At 69.2% G+C, this 13,506-nt stretch carries 13 protein-coding genes; 12 read left to right on the top strand and 1 reads right to left on the bottom strand.

Annotated elements, in window-relative coordinates:
• Positions 1-55 precede the first annotated feature (55 nt).
• Positions 56-805 (top strand): proteasome subunit alpha, encoded by a 750-nt coding sequence (prcA, locus tag SPR02S_RS21720; RefSeq protein ID WP_019059107.1) that lies wholly within the window; start codon positions 56-58, stop codon positions 803-805.
• Between the two features lie 70 nt (positions 806-875).
• On the opposite strand, the gene SPR02S_RS21715 is transcribed toward prcA, so the two are convergent.
• Positions 876-1,892, bottom strand: a complete 1,017-nt coding sequence (locus SPR02S_RS21715; RefSeq protein ID WP_019059106.1) for a LacI family DNA-binding transcriptional regulator — start codon at positions 1,890-1,892, stop codon at positions 876-878.
• Positions 1,893-2,027: 135 nt separating this feature from the next.
• On the opposite strand from SPR02S_RS21715, the gene SPR02S_RS21710 reads away from it, so the two are divergent.
• The 11 genes from SPR02S_RS21710 to SPR02S_RS21660 all read left to right on the top strand — a co-directional run bounded on the left by SPR02S_RS21710 (position 2,028) and on the right by SPR02S_RS21660 (position 13,457).
• On the top strand, positions 2,028-3,281 hold the full coding sequence (locus SPR02S_RS21710; RefSeq protein ID WP_019059105.1) for an MFS transporter: 1,254 nt from the start codon (positions 2,028-2,030) through the stop codon (positions 3,279-3,281).
• A gap of 9 nt (positions 3,282-3,290) precedes the next feature.
• Positions 3,291-4,652, top strand: a complete 1,362-nt coding sequence (gene pafA / locus SPR02S_RS21705) for a Pup--protein ligase (protein ID WP_019059104.1) — start codon at positions 3,291-3,293, stop codon at positions 4,650-4,652.
• Between the two features lie 141 nt (positions 4,653-4,793).
• On the top strand, positions 4,794-5,813 hold the full coding sequence (locus SPR02S_RS21700) for an FKBP-type peptidyl-prolyl cis-trans isomerase (RefSeq protein ID WP_026150756.1): 1,020 nt from the start codon (positions 4,794-4,796) through the stop codon (positions 5,811-5,813).
• Positions 5,814-5,906: 93 nt separating this feature from the next.
• A complete protein-coding gene (locus tag SPR02S_RS21695) occupies positions 5,907-6,287 on the top strand; it encodes an FKBP-type peptidyl-prolyl cis-trans isomerase (RefSeq protein ID WP_019059102.1) in 381 nt (126 codons plus the stop codon).
• A gap of 129 nt (positions 6,288-6,416) precedes the next feature.
• Positions 6,417-7,370, top strand: a complete 954-nt coding sequence (locus SPR02S_RS21690) for a helix-turn-helix transcriptional regulator (RefSeq protein WP_019059101.1) — start codon at positions 6,417-6,419, stop codon at positions 7,368-7,370.
• Between the two features lie 19 nt (positions 7,371-7,389).
• Positions 7,390-8,415, top strand: coding sequence for a helix-turn-helix transcriptional regulator (locus SPR02S_RS21685; protein WP_019059100.1), 1,026 nt, complete (start codon positions 7,390-7,392; stop codon positions 8,413-8,415).
• 11 nt (positions 8,416-8,426) lie between these two features.
• On the top strand, positions 8,427-8,741 hold the full coding sequence (locus SPR02S_RS21680) for a hypothetical protein (RefSeq protein ID WP_052347026.1): 315 nt from the start codon (positions 8,427-8,429) through the stop codon (positions 8,739-8,741).
• Between the two features lie 19 nt (positions 8,742-8,760).
• A complete protein-coding gene (locus SPR02S_RS21675) occupies positions 8,761-8,955 on the top strand; it encodes a hypothetical protein (protein ID WP_019059098.1) in 195 nt (64 codons plus the stop codon).
• Positions 8,956-9,214: 259 nt separating this feature from the next.
• A complete protein-coding gene (tatA, locus tag SPR02S_RS21670; protein ID WP_019059097.1) occupies positions 9,215-9,496 on the top strand; it encodes a Sec-independent protein translocase subunit TatA in 282 nt (93 codons plus the stop codon).
• Between the two features lie 48 nt (positions 9,497-9,544).
• Positions 9,545-10,507, top strand: coding sequence for a twin-arginine translocase subunit TatC (gene tatC / locus SPR02S_RS21665; protein WP_026150755.1), 963 nt, complete (start codon positions 9,545-9,547; stop codon positions 10,505-10,507).
• A gap of 85 nt (positions 10,508-10,592) precedes the next feature.
• A complete protein-coding gene (locus SPR02S_RS21660) occupies positions 10,593-13,457 on the top strand; it encodes a DEAD/DEAH box helicase (protein ID WP_019059095.1) in 2,865 nt (954 codons plus the stop codon).
• Positions 13,458-13,506: the final 49 nt, after the last annotated feature.

The following is a 13,506-nucleotide window of genomic DNA, read 5'->3' as shown; positions in this document are numbered from 1 at the left end:
CATTCAAGGTGATCCAGTGACTTCGACGGAACTTTAAAGAGAGGGACGGATACCGGTGTCGACGCCGTTCTATGTCTCACCCCAGCAGGCGATGGCCGACCGGGCGGAGTACGCCCGCAAGGGCATCGCCCGTGGCCGCAGCCTGGTCGTGCTGCAGTTCGCCGACGGCATTGTCTTCGTCGGCGAGAACCCGTCCCGTGCGCTGCACAAGTTCAGCGAGATCTACGACCGGATCGGGTTCGCGGCCGCCGGAAAATACAACGAGTACGAGAACCTGCGGATCGGCGGCGTCAGGTACGCCGACATGCGCGGTTACACCTACGACCGTGCGGATGTGACCGCGCGCGGTCTCGCCAACGTCTACGCCCAGACGCTCGGCACGATCTTCTCCAGTGCGGCCGAGAAGCCGTACGAGGTGGAGCTGGTCGTCGCGGAGGTCGGGGACACGACGGACGGTGACCAGATCTATCGGCTGCCGCACGACGGTTCGATCGTGGACGAGCACGGCTCGGTCGCGGTCGGTGGCAACGCCGAGACGATCAGCAGCTATCTGGACCAGCGCCACCGCGACGGCATGACCCTCGCGGAGGCGCTCAAGCTGGCCGTGCAGGCCCTGTCCCGTGACACGAACGGCAGCGAGCGGGAGATCCCCGCCGAGCGCCTTGAGGTCGCGGTGCTGGACCGTACGCGTCCGCAGGCCCGCAAGTTCAAGCGGATCGTCGGCCGTCAGCTGGCCCGCCTGCTGGAGGGCGAGAACCCGGACACCTCGTCGGACGGCGACGACGAGCCCGACGACGAGAAGTGAGCCGGCAGCAATCAGGTTCCTCGTGTGCCCCGGCCGGTGATCGGCCGGGGCACACGTCGTAGCAGCCGCCTCAGGCGGCGCCTGGTGGCCCCGTAGACCCTCGTACGACCAGTTCCACCGGGATGTCCCCCTCCTCCGGTACGCGGCCGTCCAGGACCGCCAGGAGGGCGCGCATGCCGTGTTCTCCGAAGAGTTCGGCGTCGAGGCGGACGGTGGTCAGTTCCGGGTCGATGGCGGTGGCGAGGGCGAGGTCGTCGAGGCCGGTGATGGAGAGGTCGTCGGGGATGCGCAGGCCCAGGCGGCGGGCCGCCTTGTAGGCGCCGGCGGCGAGTTTGTCGTCGTCGCAGACCAGGGCGGTCACCCGCGACCCCGGGTCGGCGAGGGCGGCTTCGGCGGCGGCCTGGGCGCCCTCGATCGAGATGGGGGCGCGGGTCGTTCGTACCGAGGTGCCTGCCACGGAGCCCACCCGTGCGGCGAGTTCACGCGCGCGTACCTCGAAGGTCCAGGACGGGACGTCGGCGGCCAGGTGCAGGAAGTCGCGGTGGCCCAGGCCCAGCAGGTGCTCGGCGACCTGGCGGACGCCGTCGGCGATGTCCAGGTTGACCGTGGCCGCGCCGAGGCTGCCCTCGGGGTCGCTGTCGAGCATCACCAGGGGGAGCTGGTCGCCGCGGATCGCGGTGAGGGCGTCGGCGGCCATGGAGGAGGCGATCACGCCGTCGAGGGCGGCCTGGGCGGAGGCGAAGGGGTCGCGGGCGGGGCCGATGCCCTCGGGGGAGGGGTAGAGGACGACGCCGAAGCCGTGTTCGGCGGCGACCCGGGCGGCGCCCGTGTAGACGCCGGCGAAGAACTCCGTCGTCAGCACCGGGACCACGAGCAGGACGGTGCGGGTGCGGCCGAGGCGGAGGTTGCGGGCGGCGAGGTTGGGGCGGTAGCCCAGGTCGCGGGCGGCCTCGCGGACGCGTTCGGCGGTCGTGGCCGAGACCCGGCCGCGCCACTTGTCGCCGAGCACCAGGGAGACCGCGGCCTGGGAGACGCCGGCGGCCTGCGCGACGTCGCGGCTCGTGGGGCGGGTGCTGGCTGGTGCCACCGTCGGACTACTCCTTGATGAGGACCCCGTAGGGACTCCGTATGGACTCGCGAACAGCGCACATGGTACGTATGACAGAGGACGTTATACGTAAAACCTCATGCGTGACGGTGAGGGGGAGGGCGGTACGAGGCCGTGGGATATCTGGAGATCCTCAGGGCGAGGCACGCCACCCGGCTGCTGGTGGGCACGCTGGTGGGGCGGTTGCCGAACGCCACCGCCGCGATCGCGATCGTGCTGTTCATCCGCGCGGAGGGTGGCACCTACAGCCTCGCGGGGGCGCTGGCGGCCGTCTACGGCATCGCCAACGCGGTCGGGCAGCCCCTCCTGGGGCGGCTGGTGGACGTCCACGGGCAGCCGCGTGTGCAGCTGCCCGCCGCGGTCCTGTCGGCGCTCTCGATGGCCGTCTTCGCCTTCTGGGGCACCGATCCGCTGCCCCTCTCCTACGTCGCCGTAGCGGCCGCCGGTCTCTTCGCGCCGCCCCTGGAGGGCGGTCTGCGGGCGCTGTGGCCGGCGGTGCTGCGCCGGGAGGACCAGGTGCACACGGCGTACGCCATGGACGCGGTCGCCCAGGAAGTCATGTTCACCGTCGGGCCGTTGCTCGTCACGGTGTTCGTGGCGCTGTGGTCCGCCCCCGTGGCGCTGCTCGTGCTGAACGTCATCGGGGTGCTGGGCGCCCTCTCCGTAGTCGTGTCGCCGCCCTCGCGCGCGTGGCGCTCGGCGCCGCGCGAGGCGCACTGGCTGGGCGCCTTGCGTTCGCCGGGGCTGCTGGCGCTCCTCGGCGCGTTCCTGTTCGTCGGGATGGCGCTCGGGTCCATCACGGTCGCGTCCGTGCCGTACGCCGACGGGCACGGCGGTGACGTGGTCTACGGCTGGCTGATGGCGGCGATCGGTCTCGGCGCGCTGCTGGGCGGCACGGTCTACGGGGCGCGGCAGTGGAGCGGGGTGCCGGAGCGGCGACTGCGAGTCCTGGTGGGGCTGCTGGCGGCGTGTTACCTGCCGCTGATGCTGATGCCGGGCGCGGTGGCCATGGTGCTGCTGACCGTGCTCGCCGGGGTGTTCCTGGCGCCCGCCCTCGCCTGCGCGTTCATCATCGTCGACCGGCACGCGCCCAAGGGGACGGTCACCGAGGCTTTCTCGTGGCTTGTGACCACGTTCACCGTGGGGGCGTCGGTCGGAACGGGCGTCGCGGGGCCGGTCGTACAGGCCGGTGGGGCGCTGTGGGGGTTCGCCGTGCCGGGGGTCGCGGGGGCCGTGTCGTTGCTGGTTCTGCTGACCACCGGGCGGGTCCTCGCAGCTCCCGCCGTGGGTGCGGTCGTTGCGGCTTCATCGGAAAATGATCCAAACCGTGCTGCCGAACCCCGTTTCAGCACAGGCGATCGGGCGTAATGTTCAGTCATGGACCGCCGCATTTTCGGGCTGGAGAACGAGTACGGCGTCACGTGTACGTTCAGGGGACAGCGGCGTCTGTCTCCCGACGAAGTGGCTCGGTACCTCTTCCGCCGTGTCGTGTCATGGGGCCGCAGCAGCAATGTCTTTCTGCGAAACGGCGCCCGGCTCTATCTCGACGTGGGCTCACATCCGGAATACGCGACCCCCGAATGTGACAACGTGACCGAACTGGTCACCCACGACAAAGCCGGCGAGCGCATTCTCGAAGGACTCCTGGTGGACGCCGAACGACGCCTGCACGAGGAGGGAATCGCGGGCGACGTCTACCTCTTCAAGAACAACACCGACTCGGCGGGCAACTCGTACGGCTGCCACGAGAATTACCTGGTGGCACGGCACGGCGAGTTCTCCCGGCTCGCGGACATCCTCATCCCGTTCCTGGTCACGCGTCAGCTTCTGTGCGGCGCGGGCAAGGTGCTCCAGACTCCGCGCGGCGCCGTGTACTGCGTCAGCCAGCGCGCCGAACACATCTGGGAGGGCGTCTCCTCGGCGACGACGCGTTCCCGGCCCATCATCAACACCCGGGACGAACCGCACGCGGACGCCGAGCGCTACCGCCGTCTCCACGTCATCGTGGGCGACTCGAACATGTCCGAGACGACCATGCTGCTCAAGGTCGGCGCCACCGACCTGGTGCTGCGCATGATCGAGGCGGGCACGGTGATGCGCGACCTGACCCTGGAGAACCCGATCCGGGCGATCCGCGAGGTCAGCCACGACCTCACGGGCCGGCGCAAGGTGCGTCTGGCCAGCGGACGCGAGGCCTCCGCGATCGAGGTGCAGCGCGAGTACTACGAGAAGGCCGTGGACTTCGTCGAGCGCCGCGGCATCCGCACCGGCACCGTCGAGCAGGTCCTCGAACTGTGGGGCCGGGTGCTGGACTCGATCGAGGCCGAGGACCTCGACCGGATCGGGACCGAGATCGACTGGGTCATGAAGTACCAGCTGATCGAGCGGTACCGGGCCAAGCACAACATGACGATGTCCCACCCGCGGGTCGCGCAGATCGACCTCGCCTACCACGACATCCACCGTCGCCGAGGGCTCTACTACCTCCTGGAGAGGAAGGGCCAAGCCGCCCGGATCTGCAACGACTTGAAGATCTTCGAGGGCAAGTCCGTTCCGCCGCAGACCACTCGGGCACGGCTGCGCGGCGACTTCATCCGCAGGGCCCAGGAACAGCGGCGGGACTTCACCGTCGACTGGGTCCATCTCAAGCTCAACGACCAGGCCCAGCGCACGGTGTTGTGCAAGGACCCGTTCCGTTCCGTGGACGACAGGGTGGAGAAACTGATCGCCGGAATGTAGGCGAACGTATCCGGATATCCACCTCCGGATGCATATTCGGTACGCCACACGGGCCCCGTACGTTTCACGTACGGGGCCCGTGCCACGCCGTAGAGTTGCGCGCACGCCATCAACAAGATCGACCGATACGAGGCCTTCATCGTGCGCCGACGCTCCGTTCTCATCGCTGTTCCCGCAGGACTTGTGACGCTCGCGGGGTGTGGTGACAGCGATTCCTCCTCAAGCAAGGCCAGTGCGTCGCCGTCGCCCACGCCCTCGCCGTCCTCCTCGGCCTCGGCCGTGCCGCCGCCGAAGCTCGTGGACGGCCCGCTGCCGGCGATCACCGCGGGCACGAAGTTCGACGAGAAGCCGACCGTCGCCAAGGGCACCGGCACTCCGTCGAAGGACCTCGCGGTGAAGACGGTGATCGCGGGCGGCGGGAAGGCCGTGGCGGAGGGCGACTTCATCCAGGTCAACTACCTGGGCCAGATCTGGTCGACGGCGAAGGTCTTCGACAACTCCTACGACCGCAATACCTCGTTGGTCATCCAGCTCGCGCAGGGCGGCATCATCGACGGCTGGCGCTACGGCCTGGCGGGCAAGAAGGTCGGCAGTCGCGTCCAGATGGCCATCCCGCCGACCTGGGGATACGGCACGGCGGGCAGCGCCCAGGCGGGCATCAAGGGCACCGACACGCTGGTGTTCGTGATCGACATCCAGGGCGCCTTCAACGCCAAGAGCTCCGTCAAGGGCACGGTCGTCGCGCAGTCCGACGCCGATCTGCCCAAGGTCGGCACGAACACCGACGGCAAGGCCCCTTCGGTCACGATCCCCAAGGCGGACCCGCCGAAGAAGCTGGTGTCGAACTACGTCCTGGAGGGCGACGGAGCCGTCGTCAAGGAGGCCGAGTCGATCCTCTGCCAGTTCAAGGGCGTGATCTGGCGCACCGGCAAGGAGTTCGAATCGACGTACTCCCAGGGGCGGTTGAGCCAGTTCGCGATCAAGGACATGGAGTCGGTCGTCAAGGGCCTGGCCCAGGGCCTCGTCGGCAAGAAGATCGGCAGCCGCGTGATGATCGTCGCGCCCGCGGACCTCGCCTACGGCGACACCCCGCCGACCGGCGGTGTCATCAAGAAGGGCGACACCCTGGTGTTCTCCGTGGACATCCTGGCGGCCATGTGACCGCTGCGGGGGTGGGCCTGGCCGGAGCGCCACCCCGGCCGGGATGCGAGACTGTCCGAGTTGCCTTGTCGTACACAAGCAGGAGCTAGAGACGTGAGCATCGAGAAGCCCGAGATCGACTTCCCGGGCGGCGAGCCCCCGGCGGACCTCGAGATCAAGGACCTTTGGGAGGGCGACGGCGAGGTCGCCCAGGCCGGAGACTTCGTCAAGGTCCACTACGTGGGCGTGGCGTTCTCCACCGGCGAGGAGTTCGACGCCTCCTGGAACCGCGGTACCCCGCTGGACTTCCAGCTCGGTGTCAAGCAGGTCATCCAGGGCTGGGACCAGGGCGTGCAGGGCATGAAGGTCGGCGGTCGCCGCCAGCTGGTCATCCCCGCGCACCTCGCCTACGGCGACCGCGGAGCCGGTGGCCGGATCGGTCCCGGCGAGACGCTGATCTTCGTGTGTGACCTGGTGGGCGTCGGCAAGCGCTGATCGTTCCTGGTCGAACGAGGGCCCATGCTGTCCGCATGGGCCTTCACCTTTTGGTCCGGCTTTTGCCACGGCACCGCGGAGCGGTACGGTCATCGGTCGGAAGCATCATCAGAAAGGCGAAGGGCGTCGATGGCCATTGCCAAGGCCGAGCGGCTGATGAACCTCGCGCTGTGTCTGCTCGGGACACGGCGGCCGCTCAGCAAGCGTGAGCTGCGGGAATCCATCGAGGCCTACCTCGAAGCAGGTAGCGACGACTCCTTCAACCGGATGTTCGAGCGCGACAAGGACGATCTGCGCGAACTCGGGCTCGTCATCGAGACGGTGGAGAACCTGGACGGCGAGGTCGGCTATCTCGCCCGCCGCGACAGCAACCGCCTCCCGCCCATCACCCTCGACGCCGAAGAGGCAGCCGCGCTCGGTCTCGCCGCCAAGGTCTGGCAGCAGGCCCGGCTCGCCGGTGCCGCCAGTGGTGCGCTGCAGAAGCTGCGCGCGGCCGGGATGCCCGAGGACCTCGACCCGTACGAGCCGCACGGCGCCCTGGAACCACGCATTCCGGTGCACGAGGCGTCGTTCGAGCCGCTGATGCTGGCCTGCCGCGACCGCCGGCCCGTCGTCTTCGAGTACCGCAAGGCCACCGCCTCCCGACCCGAGACGCGAAGCGTCGAGCCGTGGGCGCTGGAGTGCTGGCGCGGCCACTGGTACCTCGCCGGCTGGGACCGGGACCGCGGGGCCGAGCGGGTCTTCCGGCTGTCCCGGATCACCGGCAAGGTGCGCTCGCGCAACGGGCTGTTCACCGCGGACATCCCCGACGTCGTCACCGTGCGCGAGACCGTCGCGAGCTGGGCGGGAGAGACCGCCGACCGCTCCGCGCTGATCCGGCTGCGCACGGGCTCCGGGTACCCCTTGCGGGCGAAAGCCGCCGCGGTTCGGGAACTCGGGGACGGCTGGGACGAGTTGGAGATTCCGTACGGCCACGGGCTGGACGCCTGGCTGGTGGAGTTCGGGCCCGACGTCGTCGTCCTGGAGCCCGCCGAGCTGCGGGCCGACGTGGTGGACCGGCTGCGCGCCGTGGCCAAGGGCTGAGGGGGAGCGGAAGAGAACTGTGGCAGGCAAACCGGTCAGGCCCGTCAACGCCATCGACCAGACCCGGCGGATGCTCTCCCTGGTGACCTATCTGAAGGAGCGCCCCGGGGCACGTATCGAGGACGTGGCCCGTGCCTTCGGGATCACCGAGGACGAGCTGGTCTCCGACCTCGACGTGCTGCCCATGTGCGGGACCAGCTTCCGGGGCGGCGACCTGCTCGACATCGACACCGACGGCGACCGCATCTGGTGGCACAACCCGGACGACGTCGCCGAACCGCTCCGGCTCGCCGCCGACGAGGCGACCGCCCTCCTGGTGGCCGCCCGCGCGGTATCGACCCTCCCGGGTCTGCGCGAGAGCGACCGGCAGGCGCTGCTGCGGGCCAACGCCAAGGTGGAGGCGGCGGCCGGTGAGGCGGCCGGGGCCAGCGCACGGTTGTCGGTGACCTTCGAGTCCGAGGGAGGGGTCTTCGCGGACGTCGACCGCGCGATCTCGGAGCGCCGCCGCCTGTGGATCCGCTACTACTCGCCGGCGCGCGACGAGTTGAGCGAGCGCGAGATCGACCCCATCCGGCTGGTCAGCGTCGGGCACACGTACGTGGAGGCCTGGTGCCGCCGCTCCGAGGCGCGCCGCACCTTCCGCCTCGACCGGGTCGCCGAGATCAAGATCCTCGACGAGCCGTCCGCACCCCCCGAGATCGAACTGCGGGACCTGTCGGAGGCGCTGGTGCAGCCCGCCGCCGAGGACCCCGAGGTCGTCGTCGAGGTCGGCCCGGGCGGCCGCTGGGTCGCCGAGTACTACCCGCACGACAGTGCCGATGAGCTTCCCGACGGCGGGCTGCGTATTACCTTGCGCACCCCCGACCCGACGTCCCTGAGACGCCTGGCCCTACGGCTCGGGCGGGACGGCCGGATCGTCTCCCCGAGCGACCTCGCCGACAGCGCCCGCCGGGCCGCCCGCGAGGCGTTGGCGGCGTACGACGGCCCGCAGGGTGTTGTTGACGCAGTGCACGGTGTTGACGAGAGGCAGGAGCAGGGGCTGTGAGCGAGTCGACGATGACTGGTGTCCCAGGCGTCTCTGGTGACCAGGGGGTCTCCGGTGGTCCGGAGATGACGGTGGCCGCCGCGTTCGCCGGGATGAAGAGCGTGGTCCCCGTGATGTTCAGAGCGGGCTGCCCGGACTGCCGGGGCAACTTCGAACTGGCGGCGAGTGCCCTGCGCCTCGCCATCGGCGCCACCAGCCGCACCACCTTCTACTCCTTCACCTGCCCCGACTGCGGCGCGGCGGTACGCAAGCCCGCGGGCGAGCGGATCGTCGAACTGCTCACCGGCGGCGGGGTCAGGACCCTGCGGCTGACCTCCGTCGGGTAGCAGGGTCTAGGCTCGCCCCATGTTCTGGGCGATGGTCGCGGTAGCTGTGGGTTTCCTGGGTCTCGCCGTGCTCGGCGTGCTCGCCGTCCGGGTCTTCCTGGAGGCGCGGCGGCTCGGACTCCAGGTCACGGACGCCGCGCACCGCATCAACCGGGCGGCCGAGGACCTGGAGCGCGCGGCCGTTGCGACGGCCCGTTCCGCCGACGCACTGTGAGTCACGTATGCGTGGGGTGTGAGTTGCGCGCCTCATGCGCTTCGCGTCACTTTGCCCTGTCACGTTGTCCGTGGGGGCGGGTAGTCTGCTGATCGCGGTCCGGATAACGAGGCCCGGAGCGCGGACCGGGAGTACGCACGGGGATTGCCTCACGTTTACCCCTGAGCGTTACGATCGCTGGCAGCACGAAGGTCGGACAGATGTCCGACCGATCGGACAGCACCCCACCCCAGCCGCCTCGGTGAGAAGGTAAAGACTTATGTTCGGAAGGCTCGGAGCTCCCGAGATCATTCTCATCCTCGTCGTCATCGTGCTCCTGTTCGGCGCGAAGAAGCTTCCGGACATGGCCCGCTCGCTCGGCAAGTCCGCCCGCATCCTCAAGAGCGAAGCCAAGGCGATGAAGGAAGAGGGCAGCACCACGCCCACCCCCGCCGGCCCGCCGAACACCGACGAGTCCGTGCAGCGCACCATCCAGGCGGCCCCCGGTGACGTGACCAGTGCGCGTCCCGTCACCGAGCCGTCGGACACGACCAAGCGCTGACGCAGGGCCGGGACCCCCTCGGCCTGCCGCACGAGATGAGGACGTGGGTTGCCTAAGTCTGCCCGCACGAAGGAGAAGGACCCCGAGGGGCGGATGCCCCTCGCGGACCATCTGCGCGAGCTGCGCAACCGGCTCGCGAAGGCGATGCTCGCCATCATCGTGGTGACCTGCGTGGCCGCCTTCTTCTACAACGACATCGTCAACATCATCACCAAGCCGGTGCTGGACTCGGTCGGTTGCGCCTCCACCTTCGAGGAACTGCAGAAGGCCGGTGACAAGACCCACCAGTGTGCGCAGATCACGATCAACGGTCTGCTGACGCCGTTCACGCTGGCGTTGAAGGTGTCCCTGATGGCCGGTGTCGTCCTGGCGTCCCCGGTCTGGCTGTACCAGCTCTGGGGCTTCATCGCCCCGGGCCTGCACAAGAACGAGAAGAAGTACGCGCTCTCCTTTGTCGGCACGGGTGTTCCGCTGTTCCTCGGCGGCGCCTACTTCGCCTACAAGGTGCTGCCCACCACGGCGAAGGTGCTGATCGGCTTCACGCCGAAGGACGTCAACAACCTGCTGCCGCTGGACGACCTGCTCGACCTGGTCACGCGCATGGTGCTCGTCTTCGGCCTCTCCTTCGAGCTGCCGCTGCTGCTGATCATGCTGAACCTCACCGGCGCGCTGACGGGCACGCGGATGCTCGGCTGGTGGCGGGCCATGATCCTCGGCATCACCGTCTTCGCCGCCGTCGCCACCCCCAGCACCGACCCGCTGACCATGCTGGCCCTGGCCGGGCCGATCTGGGTGCTGTACTTCGGCGCCGTCGTCTTCTCGCTGCTCAACGACCGGCGCAAGCGCCGCCGCGAGGCGGAGGGACCGGACGACGACGAGGCCTCGGACCTGGACCTCACCCCCGAGGACATCGGCGACATCGAAGCCGTCTCGGCCGGCCGGGCAACTCTGCCCGAGCAGGCGAGCGGCACCGGTTCCGACCGGGTCAACGGGTATGACGACGTGACCTGATCACCTCCCGAACTCCGCCGAGACCGGCCGTTCCCCCAGCGGGGGCGGCCGGTCTCCGTGTGTGGAGGACTCATGGGAACGGATAATGATCGTCCTGTTGTCAGTGGCGCCCGGTACGCTCGAAAGCACGATGACAGAGGACCTCTCCCCGGCCGAGCGGTACGCGGCAGCCCGCCTGCGGGCAGCCGAGCAGGCCACCGCGCTCGCGGACTTCCGCGAGATGTACGACTTCGGTCTCGACCCCTTCCAGATCGAGGCCTGCCAGGCGCTCGAAGCGGGGAAGGGCGTGCTGGTCGCGGCGCCCACCGGCTCCGGCAAGACGATCGTCGGCGAGTTCGCCGTCCACCTCGCCCTCCAGCAGGGCAAGAAGTGCTTCTACACGACCCCGATCAAGGCACTGTCGAACCAGAAGTACGCCGACCTGTGCCGCCGTTACGGCGCGGACAAGGTCGGCCTGCTCACCGGCGACAACAGCGTCAACTCCGAAGCCCCGGTGGTCGTCATGACCACCGAGGTGCTGCGCAACATGCTGTACGCCGGTTCGCAGACCCTCCTCGGCCTCGGCTATGTGGTCATGGACGAGGTGCACTACCTCTCCGACCGCTTCCGCGGCGCCGTATGGGAAGAGGTGATCATCCACCTCCCCGAGTCGGTGACCCTGGTCTCGCTGTCGGCGACCGTGTCGAACGCCGAGGAGTTCGGCGACTGGCTCGACACCGTCCGCGGGCACACCGAGGTGATCGTCTCCGAGCACCGGCCCGTGCCGCTCTTCCAGCACGTGCTCGCCGGGCGGCGGATGTACGACCTCTTCGAGGAGGGCGAGGGCAGCAAGAAGGCCGTCAACCCCGACCTCACCCGCCTGGCCCGCATGGAGGCCCAGCGCCCCTCGTACCAGGACCGCAAGCGCGGCCGTGCCATGCGCGAGGCCGACCGGGAGCGGGAGCGCAGATCGCGTTCGCGGGTGTGGACACCGGGCCGCCCCGAGGTCATCGAGCGGCTGGACAACGAAGACCTGCTGCCCGCCATCACGTTCATCTTCAGCCGAGCCGCCTGCGAGGCCGCCGTACAGCAGTGTTTGTACGCCGGGCTGCGGCTCAACGACGACGAGGCGCGGGAGAAGGTGCGGGCGCTCGTCGAGGAGCGCACGGCGTCCATTCCGAACGAGGACCTGCATGTCCTCGGGTACTACGAGTGGCTGGAAGGCCTGGAGCGCGGCATCGCGGCCCACCACGCGGGCATGCTGCCGACGTTCAAGGAGGTCGTGGAGGAGCTGTTCCTGCGCGGGCTCGTGAAGGCCGTGTTCGCCACGGAGACCCTGGCGCTGGGCATCAACATGCCCGCGCGCTCGGTGGTGTTGGAGAAGCTCGTCAAGTGGAACGGCGAGCAGCACGCCGACATCACCCCCGGCGAGTACACCCAGTTGACCGGTCGGGCCGGCCGTCGCGGTATCGACGTCGAGGGCCACGCCGTCGTGCTGTGGCAGCGGGGGATCAGCCCCGAGCACCTCGCGGGACTGGCCGGCACGCGCACGTATCCGCTGCGCTCCAGCTTCAAGCCGTCGTACAACATGGCGGTCAACCTCGTCGAGCAGTTCGGGCGGCATCGGTCGCGGGAGCTGCTGGAGACGTCCTTCGCGCAGTTCCAGGCGGACAGGTCGGTCGTCGGGATCTCGCGGCAGGTGCAGAGGAACGAGGAGGGCCTGGAGGGCTACAAGGACTCCATGACCTGCCACCTGGGCGACTTCGACGACTACATGCGGCTCCGCCGCGAGCTCAAGGACCGGGAGACCGAGCTGGCCCGGCAGGGCGTGGCACAGCGCCGCGCCGAGGCCGCCGTGGCGCTGGAGAAGCTCAAGCCGGGTGACGTCATCCATGTCCCGACCGGCAAGTACGCGGGTCTGGCACTGGTGCTGGACCCGGGACTGCCCGCCGGGCGGTCCAATGGCCATCGCGGCTTCGAGCAGCACGACGGGCCGCGTCCGCTGGTCCTGACCGTGGAGCGGCAGGTCAAGCGGCTCGCGTCGATGGACTTCCCCGTCCCCGTCGAGGCGTTGGACCGGATGCGGATCCCCAAGTCCTTCAACGCCCGTTCCCCGCAGTCCCGTCGGGACCTGGCGTCCGCGCTGCGCACCAAGGCCGGGCACATTCCGCCGGAGCGGGCCCGCAAGCAGCGCTCACAGGCCGCGGACGACCGGGAGATCGCGCAGTTGCGTACGGCGATCCGGGCGCATCCGTGTCATGGGTGCAACGACCGTGAGGATCACGCGCGTTGGGCAGAGCGGTATCACCGGTTGCAGCGGGACACCACGCAGTTGGAGCGGCGGATCGAGGGGCGGACGAACACGATCGCCCGGACCTTCGACCGGATCGTCGCGTTGCTGACCGACCTTGATTATCTGCGGGGCAACGAGGTCACCGAGCACGGGAAGCGGTTGGCGCGGCTGTACGGCGAGCTTGATCTGCTGGCCAGTGAGTGTCTGCGGGAGGGGGTTTGGGAGGGGCTTGCTCCTGCCGAACTCGCCGCGTGTGTCTCGGCGTTGGTGTTCGAGGCTCGGGTCAGTGACGACGCGACTGTTCCCAAGGTGCCGTCGGGTGCGGCCAAGGCCGCGCTGGGGGAGATGGTGCGGATCTGGGGGCGGCTTGATGCCCTTGAGGAGGATTTCCGGATCACCCAGACCGAGGGGGTTGGGCAGCGGGAGCCTGATCTTGGGTTTGCCTGGGCCGCGTATATGTGGGCCAGTGGGAAGGGGTTGGACGAGGTTCTGCGGGAGGTGGAGATGCCGGCCGGGGACTTTGTTCGGTGGTGTAAGCAGGTGATCGATGTGTTGGGGCAGATTTCTGCTGCGGCGCCGGTTACTGGGGGCGAGGCGTCTTCCACTGTGGCGAAGAATGCGCGGAAGGCTGTTGAGTTGTTGCTGCGGGGGGTTGTGGCCTACTCGTCTGTGGGGTGAGGGTTCGCTGGCGGGTGCGGGGGCGTTGTGGCTGGTCGCGCCCACGCGG

It is taken from the genome of Streptomyces prunicolor NBRC 13075, from assembly GCF_000367365.1.
GTDB classification, from domain to species: domain Bacteria; phylum Actinomycetota; class Actinomycetes; order Streptomycetales; family Streptomycetaceae; genus Streptomyces; species Streptomyces prunicolor.
The sequence above is the reverse complement of the archived record's forward strand: the minus strand, read 5'-3'. Positions and strand labels throughout refer to the sequence as shown.